This window comes from Paenibacillus sp. FSL W8-0439, assembly GCF_038008995.1.
GTDB classification, from domain to species: domain Bacteria; phylum Bacillota; class Bacilli; order Paenibacillales; family Paenibacillaceae; genus Paenibacillus; species Paenibacillus polymyxa.
This window is the reverse complement of sequence record NZ_JBBPAK010000001.1, coordinates 3856604-3882186: the sequence shown is the minus strand read 5'-3', so window position 1 is coordinate 3882186 and position 25583 is coordinate 3856604. Positions and strand designations below refer to the sequence as shown.

Below are 25583 nucleotides of genomic sequence, written 5' to 3'. Positions count from 1 at the left end.
TAAAATTCATATCATATACAGTCATGAAAGGATGGAGAAATATATGGGCAGTTTAAGAGATGAAATCAGAGAATTACACGAAGGTGGCAAAATGGAGACCTTACCCAAGAAGCGAATTGAAACGATGGAGGGGTTGTCCAAAGTTTATACGCCAGGTGTGGCTCAAATTTGCATGGAAATTGCCAATGATCCAGCCAAAGCGTTTCAATTAACGATCAAAAAAAATACAGTAGCAGTCGTTTCAGATGGAACAGCGGTACTTGGATTAGGAGATATCGGGCCGGAGGCAGCTATGCCTGTGATGGAGGGGAAGGCAGTACTGTTCAAACAATTTGCAGGTGTCGACGCATTCCCAATCTGTCTCAATACGAAGGACCCTGATGAGATTGTTCAAATTGTCAAAATGATCGCTCCTGCCTTTGGCGGCATTAACTTGGAAGATATATCTTCACCACGCTGTTTTGAGATCGAGAGACGGTTGAAGCAGGAACTCGACATTCCAGTATTTCATGATGATCAGCATGGTACGGCAGTCGTGGTATTAGCGGGTTTGGTCAATGCATTAAAGGTATGCGGCAAAAAAATGGAAGATGTCAAAGTAGTTTTTGCTGGTATCGGTGCGGCGGGTATGGCTTGCTCGCGCATGCTGCTCAAGGCAGGAGTACGCAATCTGATTGGGGTCGATCGGCAAGGAGCCATTCACCGCGATGTGGAATACAGTAACCCGCATTGGACAGAGTATGCGAACATGACTAACCCGCATAATCTAAGTGGAAGCTTATCTGAGGTAATTGTGGGAGCTGATGTGTTCATCGGTGTGTCGGGTCCAGATATACTGACTGTGGAAGACATACAGAGCATGGCAACTGATCCTATAGTGTTCGCCATGGCGAATCCGAAGCCAGAAATTGATCCGGCAATAGCTTCACCTTATGTTCGTGTGCTTGCTACCGGTCGCTCCGATTTTCCTAATCAGATTAATAACGTGTTGTGCTTTCCGGGAATTTTCCGGGGCGCTCTGGATTGCCATGCGAAGACGATTAACGAGGAGATGAAACTGGCTGCCGGGCTTGCCATCGCTGATGCAATTTGCCCTGAGGAGCTAAGTGAAACTTATATCATACCGGATGTTTTTAATCCAAAGGTGGTGCAAAAGGTACGGGATGCTGTTATTCACGCAGCCTGGGAGACAGGAGTAGCCATGTCAGGTGAAGCTCCGGCTGCTAATTACGTCCGTAAAAGTTATGTTCTTCACAAACTTTAGTTCACCGTCTTGCCCTGCTGTTCATGACAATGCAATGTCTGTATCCGTTAAGCTTTCGTGGAGAATATAAAGTCTTGCCAATGAGCAGGATATAACAAAGCGTAACGATCTATGTTCTCAAACACGAGTTGCGCTCAATACTACACAGGGAGATTTTGGGATGGGCGAAAAAAATATTTTGGCGTATTTCAAAAGTCCTGAGGAAGCACAGGGAGCCGCGAGAAAACTGGAGGCTCTCCGGGTAACGGATATGTCGATAGATCGTTTTAGCCGGTATCCGCGGCAGTCTACAGGCAACGCCGGATTGCCTGTGTTTTCGGGACAGATTAGCAGCTTGTCCTCACTCACACAGGGCGTGGATTTTACAGATGCTTCTCCAGCGATATTGGCTGCGGCTGATCCTGCTGCCAGTGGCATGAGTGATGGAGGACAAGGTGGACCGACAGGCCGCGATATTTTGTTGACTGCGGTGGTGGACGAATCCATTCATCATCAGGCGATGTCGATTGTGGAACAAGCGGGTGGAATGCTGTGACAAGTTTGGAAGGAGCAGTGGCCGATGTCTAAAAACAAACGGTTCGATAAAGTGCTGACCAAAACCGAGAAAATCAAACGCATGCAATCTGCCAAAAACGAAGATGTTGAGTTCTCCGCAGAGCAGGCAGATGCTGAGGATCTGGAAGCGATCCGACGTAGTGAAGTAGCTGACCGCCGTCAGCAACGGATCATAAACGACAACGAGTAGAATACAATAAGGCGGGTATCCCACCTAAAAAGGTGATTTGTGGGATAGCCCGTCTTATTTATGTTTCTCCTTTGTTCTATTCATTAGTAGATTTATACCAGATGATAGCCGTAACAATAACTAGCATTATAATCTAATATTGTCTTTGTCATACTGGCTTTTTTGAACTCCTATGCGAGTATATAGTACAATGTAATGTATGCATGTGAAATGAGGAGGAAATGTAAACCATGTTGTGGAATGAAATTACAATACATACAAGTGAAGAAGCCGTCGAAATGATTTCGAATTTTCTGCACGAAGCAGGTGCGGGAGGGGTTTCCATTGAAGAATCCGGTTCGCTTAATAAGCCCCGGGACACGTCTTATGGACAATGGTACGATCGTCCTTTGAACGACATCCCTGAAGGACAAGCGATCATCAAGGGCTATTTTGCCGAAGAAGTAGACATGGACAGCGTGCGTGCACAAATTGAGCCGCGGGTTGAACAATTGAGAACTTTTGATATTGACCCTGGCGAGGTTCGGTATGAGCTGAAAACGGTCCACGAGGATGACTGGGCTAATGCCTGGAAGCAATATTTTAAGCCTTTACGTGTATCGGATCGTTTGACCATCAAACCGACTTGGGAAGAGTATGAGCCTGCGAGTGAAGATGAAAAAATTATTGAGCTTGATCCGGGTATGGCCTTCGGCACTGGAACACATCCGACGACGTCCCTTTGTCTGAGAACGCTGGAATCCGTGATTCAGGGTGGAGAAGAAGTGATTGATGTTGGTACGGGCTCCGGTATCTTAGCGATTGGAGCGGTCAAGCTGGGAGCAAAGCATGTACTTGCCTTGGATCTTGACCCGGTAGCGGTATCCAGTGCGCGTGAAAATACGCGTTTGAACGAACTGGAGGAGCGCATCACCATTAAAGAAAGCGATTTGCTCTCCGTGCTTAATGCAAGCGATCCAACGCTGGGTATTCAACTGCCAGTCAAGCTGGTGGTAGCTAATATTTTAGCCGAGATCATTTTGTTGTTCATTGATGATGTATATAATGCCCTACAGCCAGGCGGTATTTATATTGCATCAGGAATTTGGAAGAACAAAGAAGAGGCTGTCGAAACCGCATTGAAAGCTGCTGGCTTTGAGATTACCGAAATCAACCGGGATGAAGATTGGCTGGCGTTTGTGGCGAGAAAGAGGTAAGCATGGATTTTTTACAAAGTATTTTTCGTGTAAATTTAAATGTCCTTCCATTTTACTTGTTGGCTGTGATCATATCGTTTACGGTGCATGAATTTGCGCATGCGTATTATGCCAATAAATTTGGCGACCCTACGGCCAAGCTACTGGGGCGCGTGACTTTAAATCCGGCAGTGCATATTGATCTGCTGGGTACGCTGTTACTGTTGATCGGAGGCTTTGGTTGGGCCAAGCCAGTCCCGGTCAATCGTGACAATTTTAGCCGCCCACGCCTTATGGGCATTATTGTATCGGCTGCTGGTCCGCTGAGCAATCTGCTGCTTGCATTTGTGACTACACTGATCTATGCTGTGCTTCTTCATTTTCAGGTATTGCCGGGAATGGAGAACCAGCGGGTGGCTCAGGCAATCTATTTGTTTATCAATGCGCTAATCAATTTAAATTTGTTTTTGTTTATCTTTAATCTGATCCCACTGCCTCCACTCGATGGCTATCGGATTGTGGAGGATGTGGCCCCTACTCCTGTGCGCCGCAAGCTTCAGCACTTTGAGCAATGGTCGATCTTTATTTTTCTGCTTATACTGGTTATTCCGCAGGTACGAGCTGTAACGATTGAACCTCTTTACACGCTGTCTCAGATGATTTATATACAGTTTTTACAGTTCTCTTTTTACATTACCGGATTGTTCGGAGCCTAAGGGCTCCTTTTTTTTACGAGAATTGGTATAACATAAACGGAAAAGGGAACAGACTGGTCATACAGGCGCAAAAGATGATATGATGGTGCTTGGTGATTTCATCGGATTTTGTACGGAACGTTAGTGGATAATAGTTATTTTTAGAATAGGTGTGAGAGAATGCAGCGTTATTTTATTCCGGCAGAGCAATTTCTAGAAGATCACGTAATTGTTACGGGTGAGGACGCGCGACATATCGCCAAAGTCATGCGAGGTCGTAGTGGTGACAAAATTATAGTCAGTGACGGGGCATCCAGGGAAGCGCTGGCTGCATTGGATACGATTGAGCAGGACCATGTGAAGGCGACGATTATCGAACCGCTGGAGATGACCTCTGAACCGCATGTTCAGATCACCATCGCGCAGAGTCTTCCTAAAGGGGACAAGATGGAGACGGTGATGCAAAAATGTACGGAAATCGGAGCCACCGGGTTCGTACCGTTTTTATCCGAGCGTACGGTCGTACAGTATGATGCCAAAAAGGAAGGCAAGCGACTGGAGCGTTGGCGCAAGATTGTAAAGGAAGCGGCTGAGCAAAGCCATCGTAACCGGATTCCGGAAATTAGCGCACCCCTGACGTGGAAAGAACTTCTGGCTTCTTTTGCTGGGTATGATTTGATATGTTATTGTTATGAAAAAGAGCAGGGGCGGCAGCTACGGAATGTAATCCAGCCTTTCGCAGGACAATGGGTGTCCACAGACAAGCCGCGTGTGCTGGTGGTGGTGGGCCCGGAAGGCGGCTTTACTGAAGCGGAAAGCCTAGAGGCTGAGCAGGCCGGGGCACAGTCTACAGGACTGGGAAGACGTATTTTACGTGCGGAAACCGCAGGTATGGTTGCATTGGCATGCATTTTATATGAGACAGGAGAAATGGGAGGGGTTTAATATGCCATCAGTGGCATTTTACACATTAGGTTGTAAAGTAAACTTTTATGATACAGAAGCGATCTGGCAGCTGTTCAAAAAAGAAGGTTATGAGCAGGTGGATTTTGACGAGCAGACTGCTGATGTCTATTTAATTAATACATGTACGGTTACGAATACCGGTGATAAGAAGAGCCGTCAGATCATTCGTCGTGCGATTCGCCGAAATCCAGATGCCATTGTGGCAGTGACGGGCTGTTACGCTCAAACTTCTCCGGCCGAAATTATGGATATTCCAGGTGTTGATCTTGTTATTGGTACGCAGGATCGAGATAAGATTATTCCGTTTGTGAAGGAGATCCAAGAGTCGCGTCAACCTGTAAACGCTGTGCGTAATATAATGAAGACCCGTGTGTTTGAGGAAATGGATGTGCCTGATTTTGCTCATCATACCCGTGCGTTTCTAAAAATTCAGGATGGCTGCAATAACTTCTGTACCTTCTGCATTATCCCGTGGTCGCGGGGCTTATCCCGCAGCCGTGATGCCGCGAGCATTATTACACAGGCGCGTCAACTGGTGCACGCAGGCTACAAGGAAATCGTACTCACGGGTATCCATACTGGTGGTTATGGCGACGATATGGATAATTATGACCTGTCCGATCTGCTGTGGGATCTGGAGAAAGTGGAAGGGCTGGAACGTATCCGTATCAGCTCGATTGAAGCCAGTCAGATTGATGAAAAAATGCTGGATGTACTGAAACGCTCCAATAAGCTGGTTCGCCATTTCCACATACCGCTTCAAGCAGGGGACGATACCGTGCTGAAACGGATGCGCCGCAAGTACACGACAGAAGAGTTTTATAACAAAATGCTCATGATTCGTAAAGCGATGCCAGATGTAGCAATTACAACAGACGTAATTGTCGGCTTCCCTGGAGAAACGGACGAAATGTTCCGTAATGGCTATGAGCTGATGAAAAAAATCGGCTTCTCGGAAATGCACGTGTTTCCGTATTCCAAGCGTACTGGCACGCCTGCGGCACGTATGGAGGATCAGGTGGACGAGGACGTGAAAAATGCGCGTGTGCGTGACCTGATTGCATTGTCAGAGCAAATGCAGCTGGCATATGCTGAAAAGTTTGTTGGTCAGGTGCTGGAGGTTATTCCTGAAGTAGCCCCTAAAGGGACGGAAGATAGCGGTATACTTTATGGTTATAGTGACAATTACATTCAACTGGTGTTTGAAGGTAATAAGGATCTAGTTGGCAAGGTGTGCCGCGTGAAGCTGACGAAGGCGGGCGTTAATGAAAGTGAAGGCCAATTGGTCCGCGTATTGGAGAACGGGCTGCAAACAGCTTTGTAAAATAAAAAGAGCCTGAACAGGCAATAGCGATGGCCAACAAGGATTTCGCCTTTCCCTACAGAGAGGACGGAATCCTTGTTGCGCAAGGAAAGGAGATTACAGGATGGCAGCAAAAAAGGAAATTTCCGCAGGTGGCGTAGTGTTTCGCAAACAGGGGGAGCAGCTTGAAATTCAGCTGATTACCGACCGATATGGCAAGACATCTCTGGCTAAAGGCAAAATGGAGCCAGGTGAAACAATCGAACAAACCGCTCTACGTGAAATTCGTGAGGAAACAGGGCTGAACGGGCGGATTATTCAGCATGTGGATATGATTGCTTATACGTACCAGCACCCTGAATATGGGGAAGTGGACAAGGAAGTTCATTATTATCTCGTAGAGGCACTGGATGGGAATTTGCAGGCACAGATAGAAGAAATCAAAGGCGTCGCGTGGCATACGCCCGAAGAAGCATGGCGTCTCCAGCGTCAGGGTGGATATGACAACAATGATGTCATTCTGAGCAAGGCGCTGTCTATGCTAGGAATTAACGTTTAATCCTATGGGAAGACACTTGCTCCTCTATACGAGTCCATACAGGTAAATAGCAGAGGGGCAAGGCAAGCAGAGAACTGATGACGTTAAACAGGGTTTGGGCATGCGCTACCTTGGCTCCGGGCTCAGTAGATATCCAAGAAGCGGCCATATCCAGCCCGGGGATTAACGGCATAAAGAGCAATGCCCCGCCTACGTTCAGCAGCACGTGGGACCAGGCCACAAATTTGCCAGACACGCTGCCGCCAACAGCGGCAATCAGGGCAGTCACGCAGGTGCCCACATTGGAGCCGATGACGATGGCGATTCCTACATCAACTGGCAAGGCACCCGCAGCAGCCAGGCTAATCGCCATACCAATGACAGCTGCGCTGCTGTGAACCAGCGCGGTTAGGCAGGCTCCAGCAGCGAAGGCCCACCACATGTTGGCTGCAGCATGATCAAGAAACCAGCGGAATAGTCCGGCCTGCTCAATCCAGGGGCCAACGGCTTGCATCACGCGGATACCTGCGAGAATCAGCGAAAATCCGGCAAAGACGAGGCTGATAAATTGTACAGCCTGTGGGCGGCTAAGCCCATTGGAGGTGGCTGAAGCTCCGGCAGCTGCATACTGACGGCCAGTGACCGTTTCCCCCCGCAGAACAGCAGTGCCCCAGCATAGCAGTGATCCACATAGCAGTGGAGCAGCCAGCTTGCCGAGCTGGAGGCCCATCAGCTCGGTCGTCAGGCAGGTACCAATATTGGTACCAAGAATGATGCCGAGCGTGCGGCCGTAGGTCAACAGCCCGGCATTGACCAGTCCGATCGTCAGCACCGTTACGGCGGTGCTGCTTTGCAGTAGGGCGGTAATGCCTGAGCTAAACAACATACCCCGCCAAGGGGAAACCGTAGCCCGGTTTAGCCAGCGAGTAAGGAAGGGGCCGGCCAAATGCCGGAGGGCAGCTTCCATCAGCTTCATTCCACCTAAAAAAATAAGCAGCCCACCGCACAGCGGCAATATAACATGTATAAACACGGCTTTAGCCCCCCCTTTTCTAGGCGAAAATGAGAATACTTATGTAACAGCCTATGATCTACCTAGGACAGCCATGACAAGCATGGCCGAGCAGTTTTTTTATGGAACGAACATTTTGTAGTATCTTCACAAGCTTTTAAAGCGTGACGTCGACATACAGGCGGGCAGTAGCGAAGCGGCTCATTTGAAGCTGGAGAAGCGCCAGCGATCGTAAGACCAAATGAATCGGCGGAGCCGCGCCCCTATCGAACAAAATGTTTTAACACTTTGAGTAATCCAAGAATAGGAGTGAAGGATTTTGCCTTCAGTAATATTAGAGCGTAGCCGTAAAAAAAGGCTGGAGCAAGCACACCCTTGGGTGTTTAAAAATGAAATAGCCAAGATTGAGGGTGATCCAGAAGCCGGTGATTTGGTCAGCATCCTGAACCATCAGGGGCGTTATTTGGCGACAGGTTACTATAATCCTGCTTCACAAATTACAGTGCGTGTGATGTCCTATGAGCCGCTAGAAGTGATGGACCAAAGCTTCTTTGCCCAACGTTTCCGCAATTGCTTGGAGCACCGCGAACGCTTTGTGACCGGAGGAAACGCTTATCGTTTGGTGTACGGCGAGGCTGATTTTTTGCCTGGGCTGATTGTAGACCGTTTTGGTGATGTATTGGTCGTTCAGCTGTTAACGCTTGGCATGGATCGGCGCAGGGAAGAAATCAGAGATGCACTTGTTGAAGTAATGGGGCCAGTTGGTATATATGAGCGTAGTGATGTATCCATCCGTGAGCTGGAAGGGTTGGAACAGACGAAGGGTCCTTTGTACGGCGATTGCCCGCGCCATGTGGTGGTGACGGAAAATGGCTTACAAATCAAGGTCGATATCGAAGAGGGACAAAAGACGGGGTATTTCTTTGACCAGCGTGAAAATCGTGCGGCCATCGCGCCGTTGATGACAGGTTGGGGAGCGCGTAGCGGAATTACGTTGCAAGAAGTAGCTGCAAACCCAGGGGATGACGGCACAACGGTCATAAAGCCTGTGAATAAAAGTGGTAAGGTTGTTGAATTCCCATTCTGGGACGGTGCAACTGTATTGGAATGTTTTTCACATACAGGTAGCTTTACGCTCAATGCGTGTAAACATGGTGCGAAAAAAGTAACTTGTCTTGATATTTCTGAACATGCGATTGAAAGTGCTCGGGATAATGTGAAGCTGAACGGTTTTGAGGATCGCGTCGAGTTTGTCGTCGACGATGCTTTTCAATATTTACGTAATCAGGTTAAAGGTGTAGAGGAACGCACCGCGCGAGCGGGCGGCAAAGGAGATACATCTAAGCCGCTGACTGCGGGTGGCGGACGTACCTTTGACGTCGTTATTCTGGATCCGCCGGCTTTTGCCAAAACGAAGAGTGCTGTCAAAGGAGCTACACGTGGATATAAAGATATCAACCTTCACGGAATGAAGCTCGTCAATGAGGGCGGTTATTTGGTAACGGCGAGTTGTTCGTTCCATATGCGGCCGGAGCTGTTTTTGGACACGATTAAGGAAGCGGCTGCAGATGCTGGCAAAATCCTCCGACTGGTAGATTGGAGAGCGGCAGGGAAGGACCATCCCCAAATTTTAGGTGTGGAGGAAGGTCATTATTTGAAATTTGCCATCTTTGAGGTGCGCAGCCGGACACAGCTGTAGATTTCATACCCTTGTCAAAGTTAATCTACTATTAGGCGATAAAGATAAATAGGTGAAAACAAACTCATTTTTAGTATAAATCAGTCCTGTAGAGAAGGCTTGCACCAAGCCATCCTGCGGGACTGTTTGTTTTTGAGAAGAGCCCAATTGCTACAACATGGCAAACGTACGTTCTTTTCTCCTTTGCCTGATATGCTATACTGTTTAATAGAATGTTGTTGGTTAGAAAGGAGGCGGCATCATGTCGGTCCGCTTATTGATTGGCCGCTCTGGTAGTGGTAAAAGCACGTTAATCCGTAATGAAATGACCTCTATGTTACGCGAGGAGCCGCTAGGTAAGCCTATGCTGTTACTTGTGCCTGAGCAATCGTCATTTGCTTCAGAGCATGCGTTGCTCACCGAAGTCGGAAACGGTATTCAGGGGTCGGTGCGCGCCCAAGTGATGGGATTCCATCGTCTTGCCTATTTAGTCATGCAGGAAACAGGGGGTTCAGCACTGGTGCCTGTAACAGAAGAAGGCAAGAAGATGCTTTTATATAAAATTATTCGTCGTCGCAAGGATGAACTGAGTTTATTTAAAGATTCGGGAGACCAACTCGGTTTTGTGGATCGGTTGAATACGTTGTTCACAGAGCTAAAGCAGTACGGAAATGATGCTCGGTCTGTACCGGAGCAACTGGATAGAATGCATGCTGCGGGGGAGTCCACTCCGATATTAAGAGGCAAGCTCAAGGATATCAGTCTAATCTATGAGGATTTTGAACGGGAGCTGACGCTTAAATATATCGATGGTGAAGATACGCTTCGCATGCTGACAGAACAGATTGCACAGTCTTCCCTCGTGCGCGGAGCAGACATTTGGATGGATGGCTACCGGAGGTTTACACCACATGAATACAAGGTGGTGGAGCAGCTTATGCTGCACGCCTCTTCGCTGACAGTGGCGCTGACCTGTAACCGAAGCTACGAAAGTGGACAGCTTCCGCATGAGCTGGATTTGTTTCATCCTTCAGCGGCTACCTACGTCAAGCTTAAAGGAATGGCAGAGGAGCTGATGATTGAAACGCAGACACAGTTATTACGCCCCGATCTGATGCCGAGGTTTAAGGAACGTCCAGCGTTGGCGTATTTGGAGGCTAGTTTCGAACATCGTACAGGGCTGCGGAATCAGGAACAGCGGCTGCGGCTACAGCAGCTACGAGAGCAATGGACAGGTACACAACCTGAGGGCATAAAACTGCATGCTGCGGCAAGTCGTCGTGCCGAGCTGGAAGGAGCCGTACGCGAAATGCGCCGCCTGGCCCGCGATGAAGGTGCGCGTTATCGGGAAATGGCCCTGTTTGTGCGTCATATTGAAGATTATGAGCCATGGGTGGAACCGATATTCAAGCAATATCAGGTTCCAGTATTTTTGGATCAGCGGAGAAGTATACTTCATCATCCCTTGGTGGAATTGATTCGGGCTTCACTGGATATTGTGCAGCGACGCTGGCGATATGAGGATGTATTTCGTGCGGTCAAAACAGACCTTCTATTGCCGCTGGACGGTCGAGTGAGCCGCGAGCAGATGGACCGTCTGGAAAACTATGTGCTGGCCTGCGGAATACAAGGCAGTCGCTGGACAGATGGCCGGGCGTGGCAGGCTGTGCCCAGTTTGTCGCTGGAGCTGGAGGAACAGGAACGTAACCGTCAACGGGATGAAACGCTGGATTTGATGGAGTTGTGCCGAGATGTGATTGTGACGCCTTTACATGCGTTTGAGAAGCGTATAGGTAAGGCACGAACGGCGCTTGAGAAGTGTGAAGCCATATATCTGTTGCTGGAGGATGCAGAAATCGGTCACAAGCTGGACGCCTTCATTCATCAGGCAGAAGAAGCTGGAAATCCCGAGCAGGCGAAGGAGCACCGTCAGGTATGGGATGCGGTGCTTGAACTGCTGGATCAAATCGTCGAAATGATGGGTGATGAGAGACTGGATACTGCTTTGTTTGCGGGAGTGCTGGAAACGGGATTAGCTGAGTTCCGTATGGGGCTTGTTCCACCGGCTCTGGATCAGGTACTGGTCGGAAACACGGACCGTACGCGTGTATCCGGTATTCAACATGCCTTTGTGATAGGGATGAACGAAGGTGTAATGCCGGCTGTGTTCCATGAGGATGGGGTGCTCAATGAGCAGGAACGTACGGCATTAAATGAACAAGGCGTAGACCTGGCGCCAGATATGACAAGACGTCTGTTGGACGAACGATTTCTCGCTTATACGGCCCTTACCTCTGCTGGTAAAAGCCTGTGGATGAGCTATGCAGTGACTGATGAAGAAGGCAAGCCATTGCTGCCGTCAGAGTTAGTGCGACATGTGCGGCAACTGTTTCCTGGCCTGAACGAACGTCCACTGGCTGGATACCCTCTGCCTGAAGACGCTTGGACGACGCAATGGGAGTATGCTTCCCATCCGTCTGAGGCATTGCCGCAGCTCATTGCGCAATTACGGCATTGGCGGCGTGGCGGTGATATTTTATCTCCCTGGTGGGAGGTATATAACTGGTATGCCAGCCAGCAGGGAGGTGAGAAGGACAAGTTGCGTCAGCTGTTGACCTCACTTTTTTACGAGAATCATGCCGAAATGCAGAAGGAAACGAGCCGCCGTCTGTATGGCAGCAAGCTGCGTACCAGCGTATCTCGGATGGAACGTTTTGTCGCATGTCCATTTTCTCACTTTGCCTCTCATGGTCTTCGTTTGAAGGAACGTCAAATGTATCGTCTGAAGGCTCCGGATATCGGACAATTATTCCATGCAGCGCTTGGTGAGATGGCGATCAATCTGCGTGAACGTAATGTCAGTTGGGGAAGCCTCACTACCGAGGAATGTCGCCAAGAGGCGGAAAGTACGGTGGAGCGTCTTGCTCCTCGCCTGCAAGGCGAGATTTTAATGAGCTCCAAGCGGTATGGCTATATTTTGCGCAAGTTAAAAGACATTGTGAGCCGTGCTTCGTTAATTTTGGGTGAACATGCACGGAGAGGTAGCTTTGAGCCGATTGGGCTGGAGTTGGACTTCGGACCAGGTCAGCCGCTTCCTCCCTTAAGCTTCCGGTTAGATAACGGCGTGGTGATGGAAATCGTCGGACGGATTGACCGTGTCGATGTGGCAGAAGGAGAAAAAGGATTACTTTTGCGTGTCATTGATTATAAGTCCAGTCAAAAGGATCTTAAACTGCATGAGGTGTATTATGGCTTGTCTTTGCAAATGATCACCTACCTGGATGTGCTGCTGAATGCGGCGGAGGAATGGTTGGGCGAGACTGCTTATCCGGCGGGTACACTGTATTTTCACGTCCACAATCCGATGCTGCAATCGCCTAACGGTCTTAGCACAGAACAGGCGCGTCAGGAGCTATTGAAACGTTTTAAGATGAAGGGATTATTGCTCGCGGATCGGGATGTAGTTGGGCAAATGGATACAGCATTGGACAAAGGATATTCCTCTATTTTACCTGTTGCAGTGAAAGCAGACGGCAGTTTTTATAGCAGTGCTTCCGTTGCTTCGCCTGAACAGTGGGATAGCCTGTTAGCGTCGGTGCGCAACAATATTCGGACGATTGGCACACGGATGACGGAAGGCGATGTTGCCATTGAACCTTATCGCATCCAGCAAGAAACGGCATGTACCTTCTGTTCTTTTAAGCCTGTTTGTCAATTTGACGACAGTCTGGAAGGCAGTGGTTACAACCAATGGGGGAAACCGGGTAAGGATCAGGTCTGGGATCTGCTGAGTCATACACAGGAAGGGAAAGGAGGAATGAAGCAATGATAAGCACGTCAAATGCTAAAGGCTTGCCGAAGCCGGAAGGAAGCATGTGGAGCGATGATCAGTGGCGTGCCATTTCGGAATCCGGTAACAACATGCTGGTTGCGGCAGCGGCAGGGTCTGGTAAAACAGCGGTGCTCGTAGAGCGTATTATTCGCAAAATTGTTGATCCTCAGCTCGGCTTCAGTGTAGATCGGTTACTGGTGGCGACCTTTACGAAGGCTGCAGCCGCAGAAATGCGTCAACGGATACGCGAAGCGCTGGAACGTGTGCTGGAACAGGAACCGGAAAGTGAACATGTACGTCGCCAGCTATCGTTGTTGAATCGAGCCTCGATTACGACGCTTCACTCTTTTTGTATGGAGGTCATCCGCAGGCATTATCAGGCCATTCCTCTTGATCCCGGCTTTCGGATTATGAATGAGCATGAAACAGAATTGCTGCGCCAAGAGCTTTTAGAAGAACTGTTTGAGGAGAAATATGAGCTTCATGATGAAGGCAGCACATTCCGCAGACTGGTCGACTGGTTTAGTGGAGAACGCACCGATGATGCCATGTATGTGCTTGTTCAGCGTTTGTATGATTTTTCTCAAAGTCATCCTTGGCCGGAGCATTGGCTGCGCGAGACGGCAGCAGCATTTCGTGTACAGGATGTAGCAGCTTTGGGGGAGACTCCTTGGGTTCGTAGTATTTTGACGGATGCTGCCCTTTCGTTGCGCGGAGCAGCGAGTTTGCTGGAACAGGCGCATGAAACAGCTATGCAGCCTGGCGGTCCTGCACCCTATGCCATGACATTGCAAGAGGATACGGCGATGGTGAAGGAATTACTGCAAGAGCTCGAGACACAGCCGTGGGCATCCTTGTATGATCAATTTCAAGCAGCATCCTTTGGCAAGCTCAAGCCAGTTAAAAAAGATCAAACCGAGCCTGCATTGCAGGAACGGGTTAAGACGCTGCGCGAGGCTGCCAAAAAAATGATTACAGATATGAAGGCTTCCCTGTTCGGTCGGAGAGCAGAAGCTTATTTGGAGGAACTGCATGCGACCGCTCCTCTGATGGACGAACTGGTGGAGACTGTGATTGCTTTCGGGGAACGATTTCAACAGCACAAGCAGTCAAAAGGACTGGTGGATTTCGGGGATTTGGAGCATTATTGTTTGAAAATATTAAGACACCCCGAATCTACTCCGTACAAGCTGTTACCTTCCGATGCTGCACTTGAATACAAGGCGCAGTTCGACGAGGTACTGCTGGATGAGTATCAAGATACGAATACCGTACAGGAAGATATCGTTAGACTGGTATCGCGCGAGGAACCGGGTAACCGTTTTATGGTGGGAGACGTGAAACAGAGTATTTATCGGTTTCGGCTGGCAGAGCCAGGGCTGTTTTTGAATAAGTATCAACGGTACGGTATACAGGAGCAGGAAGATGGCTTTTTGATTGATCTGGCGCGTAATTTCCGCAGTCGAGAGGAAGTTGTCGATGCGGTTAATTTGGTGTTCCGCCAGATTATGAGTGTGGATGTGGCGGAAATTGAGTACGATGAGCGAGCGTGGCTTGTACATGGCGCGTCCTATCCCGAAAAGACAGAGCAGGACGCTACATCTGCATACGCACCTGAGCTGCTGTTAGTTGATAAAGGCGGGCGTGGTCTTTCTGAGGTTTCGGAGTTGTCTGAAACGGGGGACGAATCGGCTTTACAGGAAAGTGAGCTGGCCGAGCTTGCGGAGCTTGAAACGGCTCAGTTGGAGGCTCGTGCAATCGCTCAACGGATTAAGGAGCTGACTGGAGATACTGGACAGCCACTGTTGATTTATGACAGGGGATTAAAAGCGATGCGTCCAGCAGTCTACGGTGATATTGTCATATTGCTTCGTTCAGCAAGCGTATGGGCTCCCTTAATTGTGGAAGAATTGCGGCTTGAGGGCATCCCAGCCTCTGGAGAGCAGACGACAGGCTTTTTTAAAGCAACGGAAGTTGAGGTAATGTTGTCCCTGCTGCACATTATTGATAATCCGCAGCAGGACATCCCGCTTGCATCCGTGCTTCGTTCGCCAATTGTCGGCTTGACCGAAGATGAACTGGCACAAATTCGTCTAGAGAAGCCGGATGGAATGTTTTATGATGCATTGCTGGCGGCGGCACAGACTGAACAAGTTGAGGAGAGTTTAAAAGAGACCTCTGCTGATGTTATGGAGATGGATCTTTTCACTGAGGACCCGCTATCTTCACCTGACCCAGTCCATAGGAATGACGGGAATACGTTGTCTACCCGACTACGTTCATTTTTGCGTAATTTGGACGCATGGCGGCAGGAAGCCAGACAAGGCAGCTTAAGTGTATTGATTTGGAATGTGCTGGAGGAAACAGGATATCTGGATTGGGTGGGTGGACTCCCTGGCGGCTCACAGCGTCAAAGCAACCTACGGGCTTTATATGACCGAGCGAGACAGTATGAGACTTCTACGTCCAACCGAGGCTTGTTTCGATTCCTAACCTTTATTTCCCGTCTGCGGGAGCGAGGCGGTGATTTAGGATCCATCAGCGGGGGGACTGAACCCGATCAAGCTGTCCGCATTATGACCATTCATAAAAGTAAAGGACTTGAATTTCCTGTCGTGTTTATTGCCGGGACGGCAAAAATGTTCAATCAGCAGGATCTGAATGCGCCGTTTCTTATGCACAAGGAGTTGGGATTTGGTCCTAAATATGTGGAGGAACAAAACCGCGTTAGCTACCCTACGCTGCCTAATTTAGCGATCCGTCGACGCTCACAGCTGGAGCTTTTGGCTGAAGAAATGCGTGTGCTATACGTAGCGCTTACGCGTCCGCGTGAAAAGCTGATTATGACCGGAACCGTGAAGGATCTCGCTTCCCGCGCAGCAGGTTGGGCACGTGCCAAGGAACATGCGGAAACAGTACTGCCAGACTATATGCTGGCGGCAGGTCGCAGCTATCTGGACTGGGTAGGTCCTGCATTGATTCGGCATCCTTCTGCAACTTCGCTGAGGGAAGCGGCAGGGGATCAGGAGGGGTACTATCACAGACTGGAACACATGCCGGGGGCAGACTGGTTATTTAAAATCGTAGCCTCAGAAACACTTTCTGGCTCTCGTGTGAACTCGGATCGTGGAGAAGAGGTATCGGCCGAAGAACGCCAAAAGAAAACAGAAGCACTGAGAAATGTTGAGCTAATCGAATTAGACGAAGAAAGTGAAACGGATATTGCTGCGGCTCTTTCCTGGACCTATCCGTATGAACGGGCGGGCAAGACAGCAGCCAATACATCGGTCACAGAGATGAAAAGATGGCTGGAGATGCAGGAGATAGGATCTGATGATTGGCTGAATCTATCTTCTATCTCCCAACAAGCAGACTTACCAGAGGATCGCGAAGATTCTGACACTAGGGGCAGTCAATTACACTTGCGCAGACCTAAGTTTATGGGAAATCAGCGACTGACTCCTACAGAACGAGGGACGATCTATCATACGTTGATGCTGCATGTGCCCCTAGATGGAGTCATGAGCGCTGAGGTTATTGAGGAAACCAAAGCTCGTTTGCTGAATCAACGTATCTTACTGGATGTTCATGCAAAGGCGCTGGATACGAATAAAATATTACGGTTTTTCTCTAGTGAGCTAGGGAAGAGAATGCTGGGTTCATCCCGTATTCAGCGTGAGCTTCCGTTTACTTATACTATGCGGGCAACCGATTACTGGAACCACAGTTTACCTGCGGTGTTGCCAGAACAGAAGACAGTTACCGAAAGCGGGCAGGACGATAAAGTGCTGATGAACGGGATCATTGACTGTTTGTTTGAAACTCCCGAAGGGCTTGTGCTGCTGGATTATAAAACAGACCGGATCTCTGAATATCGTACGCTGTCACATTTAACAGACCAATATCGTTTTCAATTGGAGCTGTATGCCCGTGTGATTGAAGAGATTACAGGCAAAAAGGTAGCTGAGAAATGGTTGTATTTTATAGAAGCTGGAGAGAGTGTGCAGCTGTAGTGATATAGATAGGGAGAGGGGGAAAAGCATGCGGATTTTGCATACAGGGGATTGGCATTTGGGTCGCACGTTGGAAGGTCGAAGCCGTCTGAAGGAGCAGGAGGCGTTTTTGGAAGAATTGGTGAAAATGGCTGACGACCAGCAGGCTGATTTGATTATGATGGCTGGGGATGTGTACGACTCAGTCAATCCTTCGGCCGCCGCAGAGCAATTGTTTTATGAAGCATCTGCTCGTCTTACGGCTGGAGGAAGACCGCTAGTCGTCATTGCTGGCAACCATGATCAGCCGGAAAGAGTATCCTCGGTCACCCCGCTGGTGAGCGGGCGTGGAATTACATTGCTGGGACTGCCTCATGGGGAAGCAGTGCGCGTCCATACACCGCGAACGGGCGAAATGGCATGTATTGCGGCCTTGCCATATCCCTCTGAGTCTCGTCTGAATGAGTTATTGTCTGAAGACGGGGACGAAACCATATTACGTGAGGCATATAGCCGCCGTGTAGGGATGCTGATGTCGCAGCTGGGTACAGCGTTTCGACCCGACACCGTTAATTTGTCGATGAGCCATATTTATGTGCTTGGCGGGCTGGAGTCGGATTCGGAACGTCCGATTCAGGTCGGGGGAGCCTATACCGTAGATCCGTCTGCTTTGAGCATTGGAGCGCAGTATACGGCTCTGGGGCATTTGCATCGTCCCCAATATGTGAAGGGCGATGGACTGATGCGTTATAGTGGTTCTCCGCTGGCTTATAGCTTTTCCGAAGCTGGACAAGCCAAATCAGTTACGTTAATTGACGTGATTGCCGGCAAGCCGGCACAGGTTGAGGAACTGTATATTACCAGTGGACGCCCATTAGTGAGGTGGCGAGCACGGGGAGGTCTGGAGGAAGTATATCGCTGGCTGGATGAAGGACTGGATGCTGATGCCTTTATTGACCTGGAAATTACGCTGGATGAAGCAATGTCAATGGGAGATATTCAACGGTTGCGCAAAAGCCGTGAAGGCATCATTCATATTCGCCCCGTGTACCCAGAAATGGCTGCGGCACAGTTGGAACAGCAACGTTCAGAACTGCCGGTTCATGAGCTGTTCCGGGCGTTTTACCAGCGACAGACGGGCGGAGCACAGCCGGATGAAGGATTAGTACAGTTGTTTCTAGAATTGGTAGAACAGGATGATGCAAGAGACCACGCTGAGGAGGATGAGGTATGAAGCCGATCCTTCTGAAACTGGCGGGATTGCAAAGCTACCGGGAGTCGCAGGAAATTCGCTTTGACGATTTGACCGAAACGGGGCTGTTCGGAATTTTTGGTCCAACGGGTAGTGGTAAATCAACATTGCTAGATGCTATTACGTTGGCCATGTACGGTAAAGTGGAGCGGGCGGTGAATGGTACACAAGGCATCATGAATCATGCCGAGGATACGCTGTCTGTAGCATTTACATTTGAATTAATGTCAGCTCAAGGACCTCGCCGTTACCGTGTAGAACGACGTTTCAAACGTGCAGGAAGCGTATCGGTTAATAATACGCTTAGCCGTTTTATTGCATATACAGAAGACGGCGAGGAAGTACTTGCTGACAAAGTACAGGATGTGACACGCTGTGTGGAGGAGTACATCGGCCTGAAAATGGACGATTTTACGCGCGCTGTCGTATTACCGCAGGGGAAGTTTGCGGAATTTTTATCCTTAAAGGGCAGTGAACGTAGACAGATGCTTCAGCGTTTGTTCCATCTGGAGAAGTACGGAGATCAACTTGCTCAGAAGCTGAGCCGTCGTGTGAAGGATAACGACATCGCCCTTAAGTCGTTGGAAGCGGAGCAGCAAGGGCTGGGGGATGCGAGTGCTGAAGCGCTTGAGCTTGTAAAGCTGCGCCTCAAAGAAGCGATGGACCATGCAGAGGCTTCACGCCGCGAACTAGAGCGTGTTTCACGGGAAACGGAGGCGCTGAACAAAACACGGGAACTGGTCATCGAGCTTAGCCAAAGAGTGAGTGAGCTGGAGGATATGGCAAGACAGGAACCAGGCATTGCTTTGCTGGAGCGCAAGCTGCGACAAGCATCTGCAGCGGAGGCGTTGCTGCCTGCACTGACAGATTGGAAGGAAGCCGTTGCCGAAGCAGAAAAACGGCAAAAGAATGCTGAACAGATGGCAGTCCAGGCTGCCTCCGCAGCGGAGGCGGCGCTTGTATCTGTGCAAGCAGATGAGCAGGCGCGGCAAGCACTCAGTGCCGAAGAACCAAAGCTATTGCTTCGGATCGACCAACTGGAGCAGGCACTTCAACTGGAACGTGATACGGAAGTGCTGTGGACCGAAAGAGAACGTTTGGCGGCCGAACTGGCGCATAGCGAACAAACCCTTGCAGAGCATGCCGCAGGTCTCGCAAAGGAACAAGAGTTACAGACACGAGGTTTAAAGCGGCAGCAGGAGCTTCAGCAGGAGTTGAAGCAAAATGAAGTGCGGGCAGATGAGCGGCGTATGCTGCAAGAGGCTGTGCAGCGGCTACAACAGCTGGAGACAGCGCATGAGCAATGGAGTGAAGCTGAACAGGAGTATTTAGCTCAGGAGAAACGGCTTGCACTAGCAGACGAACGTCTAAAGCTAATGGAGCAGGAGACACAGGAGACCGAGACACGACGTTCTGTCCTTGCTGCACAGGCGGCTGAAGGCATCGAGGCATTGCTGGCGCTAGAGGCGGAAATTACAGCCGACGTGTCGGCACTGGCTGCCGAGGAGGAGCAACTGCGTCACGAGCTCCGTGCCGAGGAGCTAGCGCGTCTCGCGCAACATCTCGCTACCGAGCTGCGCGAAGGAGAGCCATGCGCAGTGTGTGGCTCTCTGCATCATCCCGCGCCTGCCGCTGTTGCGGCCCATGGCGCGGATTCCGCTGCGCCGGATGAGCTGCACCGCCTGCGGCTCGGCTTGCAGGAGCTGCGTCTCACACTGCGCCAGCAGTTGCACGAGCAGCGCAGCCTGTTGGCGCAGCCCGCCGCAGACAGCGGCGCTGCCGCCACGGGCGAGCCTTTTACGCCTGCGGCTGCTGTGCCTCGTGGTGTCGCCGTATGGGCGGAGCGCTGTGCAGCGCTGGAGCGTACAGCGGCTGAGCTGGCAGCGCGTGCGCATACGCTGCCTGCCGAGGCACAGGCACTGCGTGAGGCGGACGCCGCCGGACAGCAGCGGCGTATCCGTGCAGCCGCCGAGCAGGAAGCGGCGGTTGCAGCCCTGGCGCAGGCGCGGAGCAAGCGCGAGGCATGTACCACGCGCAGCGAGGGGCTGCGCGCCGAATGGGCAGCGCAGCTGCCGGATGTCGGCCCCGACCAAGCTGCGGAGCGTTATCGCGCCATGCAGGAGCGCGACCGGCGTGCGGAGGAGCTGCGATCCCGACTGGAGACGAGCGTGACTTTCCTCGAAGAAAAGGCAGCGCGTGTACAGCAGATACAGCAAAGCATCATCGAGGAGGACAAAATCATTATTGCCCGTCGTACAGGGCTGCAAAGTAAAGATGATTTGCTGCGTGAAAAGCAAGAACAGCTCCGAAAGTGGGTTGGAGAAGGCCAAGCAGCCTCATTGCTGGAAGAAGCGACCTCACGCTTGTTGGGACTGAAAAACGGAGCCGAAGCCGCTGCCCGCCGCCGTACCGAAGCGGAAGAACGCAAGCAGCAGGCTGTTCATGCTTCACTGATAGCGCGGCAGGCCTCCGACTCGGCAGAAGAAAGACGGCAGACGGCAGCATCCCGTTGGGGCATCCGTCTGGAAGCTTCCTCTTTTGCTACGGAAGCAGAGGTCTTGGAATGCTGCTTGGGACCGGAAGAAGCCACACGCTATGAGCGTGAAGTGAATTTGCACCGAGAACGGGAGAAGGAGCTGTCTTCCCGCTTAAAACATGTCGAAGAGCAGTTGAATGGAGCAACAGTAACAGAGGAACAGTGGGAAACGACCACTGCGAGGCTGCGTGATTGCCGTGCACGCGACGAAGAGGCGCTTCAGAATCGCGCCAAGGCCGAACGTGATTTAGAGGACTTGCAGCGTCGGCACGTCCGCTGGATGGAGCTGGAGTCCAATCGTTTACATCTGCGTAGCGAGGCGGAAAAAATGTCCAAGCTCCAGTCTGTTTTTCGAGGCAATGCTTTCGTTGAATATATTGCCGAAGAGCAGCTCATGCAGGTCAGCCAATCCGCTTCACGCCGCCTGCGTTTTCTGACTAAGCAGCGTTATGCGCTAGAAGTAGATTCCAGCGGTGGTTTTGTTATTAGTGATGATGCCAACGGTGGGGTCAAACGTCCGGTATCGACCTTGTCCGGCGGCGAAACGTTCCTGACCTCTTTGTCGCTTGCGCTTGCGCTGTCGGCTCAAATTCAATTGCGGGGCCAATACCCTCTACAATTTTTCTTTCTGGATGAAGGATTTGGAACGTTGGACCCCGAACTGCTTGACACAGTAATTACCTCGCTAGAAAAGCTGCATCACGATCAATTATCTGTTGGTGTGATTAGCCATGTGCCTGAATTGCGGGCCCGGCTCCCACGCAAGCTGGTTGTTCTTCCCGCAGAGCAGGCTGGTGGAGGCTCTCGTGTAGTTATGGAAACATTTTGAAACAATGTGATACGGATCACAGATACAGTTTCAAACTGTTGTTATAATACAGCTAAGCCGACAAGTTAATCATACAGCACCCCGGCGGACGTATGCTGCGGAAGGAGTCTTCCCGTCATACGTCCGTTCAGAGGGGCTCTGCCAAGAGCTCCCGGGGTGCTTCTTTTTTTTGTAGCCGGAATTCGCCCAATTTGATGTAGCACATAGCCCGTTTTTGAATAACATACGGTATACATGCAAGAGTCTAGGAGGAAACAACCATGGAAAAAAGCATGATAACCGAAAATGTTACAGCATCGCAACAGATGGATGCTAAAACACTATGTCAACAGCATATGCATCGTTATGTATGCGTATGGGTGAAGGACGGGACAATGTATGACGGAATTGTAGAGCATGTGGATGATGAAAAGATATACTTAGCCGTTCCTATGGGTGGAGAAGAAATGGAGAATGTTAATCTCCCCTATCCGCCCAACAATTGTGGATGCGGCTCCCGTGCTTATGGTGGCTATGCATCTTATCCTCCGTACCCTTATCCGTACCCTTACCCGGTCCCAGTGCCCGCCTATGCGTATGGATTCCCATACGGACGTCGCCGCTTTAATCGTTTGATTCTGCCACTTGCTGCGTTGACAGCGATTAGTTTACTGCCTTACTACTAATCTGATCTTCTTCGTTGCCTGACCATCGTTCTACTCTCTCCCGCCTACAGCCCTTGTACAGTACAAGTGGCTATATAGGTGTATCCATACATCATCACTAAGTAAGGCTGTTTCTTCCAGCATGAAGAAACAGCCTCTTTTTCACATCTACCGTCTCAATATGTTAATGAGCTATAACGCTTACAGCCTTTAGCGAGGTTACAATGATTTATGAATGGAAACTGTATGGGTACAGTTTAGTGAAAAGAGGTATCCTGTTTATCTAAAAACCATGTTAACATCAAGCATGTACAGAAACATAAGAAGGAATAAGCATATAAAGAGGATGTACTGAACAGGCAGGAGGATATCGTGAAAAAATATGTTTCGGTTTTATTAGATATAGAGCTTAAAATTCGCGAGGGACAATATAGATCTGGTTACAAGCTGCCATCGGTCCGTGATGCTTCGGAGCTATACAAGTGCAGCAAAAGCACAATTCTGCGAGCCTATGCTGAACTTGAAAGGAAGCATACCATTTATTCCATACCGCAAAGCGGATACTATGTAGTGGAAAACCCCAGTGACGTACACCATAGCCATATTTCCGACTACGTTGATTTTGCTTCAGCATCCCCGGATTTGAATGTATTTCCATATCTAGATTTTCAGCATTGTCTAAATCAGGCTATTGACACTTACAAATATCATCTGTTCACATATGGGGATTCGCAAGGATTGGAAACATTGCGACATACGCTCGTCTCTCATTTGGCTGATACTCAGGTGTTTGCAAAAACAGATCGGATTATCGTTACTTCAGGTGTTCAACAAGCATTAGAAATACTCGCGAAAATGCCGTTTCCCAATGGCAAAGAAAAGATTTTGGTCGAGCAGCCCAGCTACGATATATATTTGCGTTTTTTGGAGGAAGAGAGCATACCCGTCAATACGATTGCGCGGACAGCGGAAGGTCTGGATTTTTATGAGTTGGAGAACCAATTTAAGCAGGGTAACATCAAATTTTTTTATACCATGTCAAGGCATCATAATCCTCTCGGTATCTCATATAACACGGAGGAACGAAAAACGATAGCTGCCTTGGCTGCGAAATATGATGTGTACATCGTAGAAGATGACTATATGGCTGATTTGGGAGTTGATCATCTTGTTGATCCCATTTATGCATACGATCAGACAGAACACACTATTTACTTGAAAAGCTTCTCAAAAATCATTTTCCCTGGCTTGCGATTAGGGGTTGCGGTACTGCCAGAAAACTTATTAAAGACGTTCAGTACCTATAAAAGATATGTTGACACATCCATTTTGTCTCAGGCAGCACTTGATATCTATATTAAAAATGGAATGTATGAACGCCATAAACACACGATATCCAAACTGTATTCGGAGCGCGTTCGTATTCTGAACAAGGCGGTGGAACGATACAATCAGTCCGGGTACATTCAAACTCCAGCTGTAACCTCAGGTGTTTATACGCAGTTTAAGCTGCCGAGGACGGTGAATTTGGAACGTTTGGTACACAGTCTTAACGCGAGAAGCATCCAAGTTGTAGCTGGAAAAGGCTTTTATTTATCAAGCTACAGGGAACAAGAAAAATTTTTGCGTATAAGTATTTCGCGTGCACAGCCGGATCTAATTGATAAAGGAGTTAAATCTATAATAGAGGAAGTTAGTAAGGGAAACTGGTATTAAGCCCCATTTTCCGTTATGATACATATAGAAACATAGGCATAACCAATCATGATTGGTTATGTTTCTGTTTGGTGTGGAAAATACATAACTTTGAATGCCGAGAGCAAGGACTGCTGATGTTTAATTGCTTATGATCGGCTCACTGCCAAAGGAGGGTTTTGAATGGACGATCTGTTTTTGAAAATTGTGGATGGAAGCATTCCCAGCAAAAAGGTGTTGGAAACCGACAATGTGCTCGCATTTCATGACATCCAGCCTGCGGTGCCAGTACACGTGATCATTATTCCAAAAAAATACATTCCTTCAATGAATGCTGTAACGGAGGAGGATCTTCCTCTTATCGCGGAGATTCATCGTGTTGCGGTTGAGGTTGCGAAAAAGTTGGGAATCGCTGAGTCTGGTTATCGGTTGATTAACAACTGTGGTCCGGATAGTGGACAAACGGTAGGGCACCTGCATTATCACTTGCTGGGCGGCGCCAAATTAGGTGCCCTGACAGGTATTTCGGACTCACATTCTTAAAAATGACAGAGCTAGTCTTTTCAGTAATGCGGAAGTGACGGGAAAAAAAGTTCCTTCTATGTACTCATTTTTTCTTATAGGTTGACACCTGGTTTCCGTTTCACCTATAATAAAATTTGATGAACCGTGTTATTGCTCTTGGACGGTCTGGTCGGAGGGAGGGAAAACTGGTGTCTGAAACTAAAGTTCGCAAAAACGAGACAATTGATGCTGCACTTCGTCGCTTTAAACGCTCCATTGCTAAGGATGGCGTATTGGCTGAGGTGAAGAAACGCAAGCATTATGAAAAGCCAAGCGTAAAGCGCAAGAAAAAGTCCGAGGCTGCTCGTAAGAGAAAGTTCTAGGAGGATCTAAGTAATCATGAATTTGAGCGAACGATTGAACGAAGATATGAAGCAAGCAATGAAGAGTAAGGACAAGTTCAAACTCTCCACCATTCGAATGGTTCGTTCTACGATTAAAAATCTTGAAATAGATTTGAAACGGAATTTGGACGACAACGAAGTGCTTGATATTCTGAGTCGTGAGATCAAACAGCGAAAAGATGCCCTCCATGAGTTTGAAAAAGCCGGTCGTGATGAACTTGCGACAAGCACTAAAGCAGAAATAGAGATCATCGCTCAGTACCTTCCTGAACAACTTTCTGAAGAAGAAATTAAAGTTATTGTACAGCAGACCATCCAGGAAACCGGTGCTTCTTCGAAAGCCGAGATGGGGAAAGTAATGACGGCCTTAATGCCTAAGGTAAAAGGTCGTGCTGACGGTAAGCTCGTGAACCAGGCGGTTCAGCAATTTCTGCAATAAACCCTGCGACAAACAGGAAAACACAACACCCTCTGTTTACAGAGGGTGTTATTTCTATATGTGTGATGCCTGCCATAAAA

At 49.2% G+C, this 25583-nt stretch carries 19 protein-coding genes; 18 read left to right on the top strand and 1 reads right to left on the bottom strand.

Annotated elements, in window-relative coordinates; all coding sequences use genetic code 11:
* Positions 1 to 43 precede the first annotated feature (43 nt).
* The 8 genes from MKX36_RS16595 to MKX36_RS16560 all read left to right on the top strand — a co-directional run bounded on the left by MKX36_RS16595 (position 44) and on the right by MKX36_RS16560 (position 6707).
* Positions 44 to 1264, top strand: a complete 1221-nt coding sequence (locus MKX36_RS16595; RefSeq protein ID WP_340865040.1) for an NAD(P)-dependent malic enzyme — start codon at positions 44 to 46, stop codon at positions 1262 to 1264.
* Positions 1265 to 1424: 160 nt separating this feature from the next.
* Positions 1425 to 1799, top strand: a complete 375-nt coding sequence (locus MKX36_RS16590; RefSeq protein WP_016821610.1) for a hypothetical protein — start codon at positions 1425 to 1427, stop codon at positions 1797 to 1799.
* A gap of 24 nt (positions 1800 to 1823) precedes the next feature.
* On the top strand, positions 1824 to 2009 hold the full coding sequence (locus MKX36_RS16585) for a YfhD family protein (RefSeq protein WP_016821609.1): 186 nt from the start codon (positions 1824 to 1826) through the stop codon (positions 2007 to 2009).
* Positions 2010 to 2239: 230 nt separating this feature from the next.
* Positions 2240 to 3205, top strand: a complete 966-nt coding sequence (prmA, locus tag MKX36_RS16580; RefSeq protein WP_113049923.1) for a 50S ribosomal protein L11 methyltransferase — start codon at positions 2240 to 2242, stop codon at positions 3203 to 3205.
* A gap of 2 nt (positions 3206 to 3207) precedes the next feature.
* The gene (locus tag MKX36_RS16575; protein WP_016821607.1) at positions 3208 to 3900 is read left to right on the top strand and encodes a site-2 protease family protein; all 693 of its coding nucleotides are present in this window, start codon (positions 3208 to 3210) and stop codon (positions 3898 to 3900) included.
* A 159-nt stretch (positions 3901 to 4059) separates the two neighbouring features.
* Complete coding sequence (locus MKX36_RS16570) at positions 4060 to 4824, top strand: 16S rRNA (uracil(1498)-N(3))-methyltransferase (RefSeq protein ID WP_039276146.1); 765 nt, start codon at positions 4060 to 4062, stop codon at positions 4822 to 4824.
* 1 nt (position 4825) lies between these two features.
* A complete protein-coding gene (gene mtaB / locus MKX36_RS16565; RefSeq protein WP_016821605.1) occupies positions 4826 to 6169 on the top strand; it encodes a tRNA (N(6)-L-threonylcarbamoyladenosine(37)-C(2))-methylthiotransferase MtaB in 1344 nt (447 codons plus the stop codon).
* A 103-nt stretch (positions 6170 to 6272) separates the two neighbouring features.
* Positions 6273 to 6707: an NUDIX hydrolase gene (locus MKX36_RS16560; RefSeq protein ID WP_016821604.1), complete on the top strand. Its 435-nt coding sequence runs from the start codon at positions 6273 to 6275 to the stop codon at positions 6705 to 6707.
* On the opposite strand, the gene MKX36_RS16555 is transcribed toward MKX36_RS16560, so the two are convergent.
* Complete coding sequence (locus MKX36_RS16555; protein ID WP_340865039.1) at positions 6697 to 7719, bottom strand: Na/Pi cotransporter family protein; 1023 nt, start codon at positions 7717 to 7719, stop codon at positions 6697 to 6699. The genes MKX36_RS16560 and MKX36_RS16555 overlap by 11 nt on opposite strands.
* A gap of 298 nt (positions 7720 to 8017) precedes the next feature.
* On the opposite strand from MKX36_RS16555, the gene MKX36_RS16550 reads away from it, so the two are divergent.
* The 10 genes from MKX36_RS16550 (at position 8018) to MKX36_RS16505 (ending at position 25503) form a co-directional block, all read left to right on the top strand.
* Positions 8018 to 9397, top strand: a complete 1380-nt coding sequence (locus tag MKX36_RS16550; protein ID WP_016821602.1) for a class I SAM-dependent rRNA methyltransferase — start codon at positions 8018 to 8020, stop codon at positions 9395 to 9397.
* 241 nt (positions 9398 to 9638) lie between these two features.
* On the top strand, positions 9639 to 13205 hold the full coding sequence (addB, locus tag MKX36_RS16545) for a helicase-exonuclease AddAB subunit AddB (protein ID WP_340865038.1): 3567 nt from the start codon (positions 9639 to 9641) through the stop codon (positions 13203 to 13205).
* Entirely contained in the window at positions 13202 to 17221 is a 4020-nt protein-coding gene (gene addA / locus MKX36_RS16540; RefSeq protein ID WP_340865037.1) for a helicase-exonuclease AddAB subunit AddA, read from the top strand. The genes addB and addA overlap by 4 nt, the downstream gene beginning before the upstream one ends.
* A gap of 28 nt (positions 17222 to 17249) precedes the next feature.
* Positions 17250 to 18434, top strand: a complete 1185-nt coding sequence (locus MKX36_RS16535) for an exonuclease SbcCD subunit D (RefSeq protein ID WP_019688058.1) — start codon at positions 17250 to 17252, stop codon at positions 18432 to 18434.
* Positions 18431 to 21817, top strand: coding sequence for an AAA family ATPase (locus MKX36_RS16530; protein ID WP_107733291.1), 3387 nt, complete (start codon positions 18431 to 18433; stop codon positions 21815 to 21817). Before MKX36_RS16535 ends, MKX36_RS16530 begins: the two co-directional genes overlap by 4 nt.
* 260 nt (positions 21818 to 22077) lie before the next feature.
* On the top strand, positions 22078 to 22482 hold the full coding sequence (locus tag MKX36_RS16525; protein ID WP_017428162.1) for a hypothetical protein: 405 nt from the start codon (positions 22078 to 22080) through the stop codon (positions 22480 to 22482).
* A 351-nt stretch (positions 22483 to 22833) separates the two neighbouring features.
* A complete protein-coding gene (locus tag MKX36_RS16520; protein ID WP_107733292.1) occupies positions 22834 to 24177 on the top strand; it encodes an aminotransferase-like domain-containing protein in 1344 nt (447 codons plus the stop codon).
* A 162-nt stretch (positions 24178 to 24339) separates the two neighbouring features.
* Positions 24340 to 24699, top strand: a complete 360-nt coding sequence (locus MKX36_RS16515) for a histidine triad nucleotide-binding protein (protein ID WP_340865033.1) — start codon at positions 24340 to 24342, stop codon at positions 24697 to 24699.
* A gap of 170 nt (positions 24700 to 24869) precedes the next feature.
* Positions 24870 to 25043: a 30S ribosomal protein S21 gene (gene rpsU / locus MKX36_RS16510; protein ID WP_005547957.1), complete on the top strand. Its 174-nt coding sequence runs from the start codon at positions 24870 to 24872 to the stop codon at positions 25041 to 25043.
* 16 nt (positions 25044 to 25059) lie between these two features.
* Positions 25060 to 25503: a GatB/YqeY domain-containing protein gene (locus MKX36_RS16505; protein ID WP_013372151.1), complete on the top strand. Its 444-nt coding sequence runs from the start codon at positions 25060 to 25062 to the stop codon at positions 25501 to 25503.
* The last annotated feature ends 80 nt before the right edge of the window (positions 25504 to 25583 follow it).

Bases quoted from the DNA above. Each gene is read 5' to 3' on its own strand.
- MKX36_RS16595 (WP_340865040.1), top strand. From the start codon at position 44: ATGGGCAGTTTAAGAGATGAAATCAGAGAATTACACGAAGGTGGCAAA.
- MKX36_RS16590 (WP_016821610.1), top strand. From the start codon at position 1,425: ATGGGCGAAAAAAATATTTTGGCGTATTTCAAAAGTCCTGAGGAAGCA.
- MKX36_RS16585 (WP_016821609.1), top strand. From the start codon at position 1,824: ATGTCTAAAAACAAACGGTTCGATAAAGTGCTGACCAAAACCGAGAAA.
- prmA (WP_113049923.1), top strand. From the start codon at position 2,240: ATGTTGTGGAATGAAATTACAATACATACAAGTGAAGAAGCCGTCGAA.
- MKX36_RS16575 (WP_016821607.1), top strand. From the start codon at position 3,208: ATGGATTTTTTACAAAGTATTTTTCGTGTAAATTTAAATGTCCTTCCA.
- MKX36_RS16570 (WP_039276146.1), top strand. From the start codon at position 4,060: ATGCAGCGTTATTTTATTCCGGCAGAGCAATTTCTAGAAGATCACGTA.
- mtaB (WP_016821605.1), top strand. From the start codon at position 4,826: ATGCCATCAGTGGCATTTTACACATTAGGTTGTAAAGTAAACTTTTAT.
- MKX36_RS16560 (WP_016821604.1), top strand. From the start codon at position 6,273: ATGGCAGCAAAAAAGGAAATTTCCGCAGGTGGCGTAGTGTTTCGCAAA.
- addB (WP_340865038.1), top strand. From the start codon at position 9,639: ATGTCGGTCCGCTTATTGATTGGCCGCTCTGGTAGTGGTAAAAGCACG.
- addA (WP_340865037.1), top strand. From the start codon at position 13,202: ATGATAAGCACGTCAAATGCTAAAGGCTTGCCGAAGCCGGAAGGAAGC.
- MKX36_RS16535 (WP_019688058.1), top strand. From the start codon at position 17,250: ATGCGGATTTTGCATACAGGGGATTGGCATTTGGGTCGCACGTTGGAA.
- MKX36_RS16530 (WP_107733291.1), top strand. From the start codon at position 18,431: ATGAAGCCGATCCTTCTGAAACTGGCGGGATTGCAAAGCTACCGGGAG.
- MKX36_RS16525 (WP_017428162.1), top strand. From the start codon at position 22,078: ATGGAAAAAAGCATGATAACCGAAAATGTTACAGCATCGCAACAGATG.
- MKX36_RS16515 (WP_340865033.1), top strand. From the start codon at position 24,340: ATGGACGATCTGTTTTTGAAAATTGTGGATGGAAGCATTCCCAGCAAA.
- MKX36_RS16505 (WP_013372151.1), top strand. From the start codon at position 25,060: ATGAATTTGAGCGAACGATTGAACGAAGATATGAAGCAAGCAATGAAG.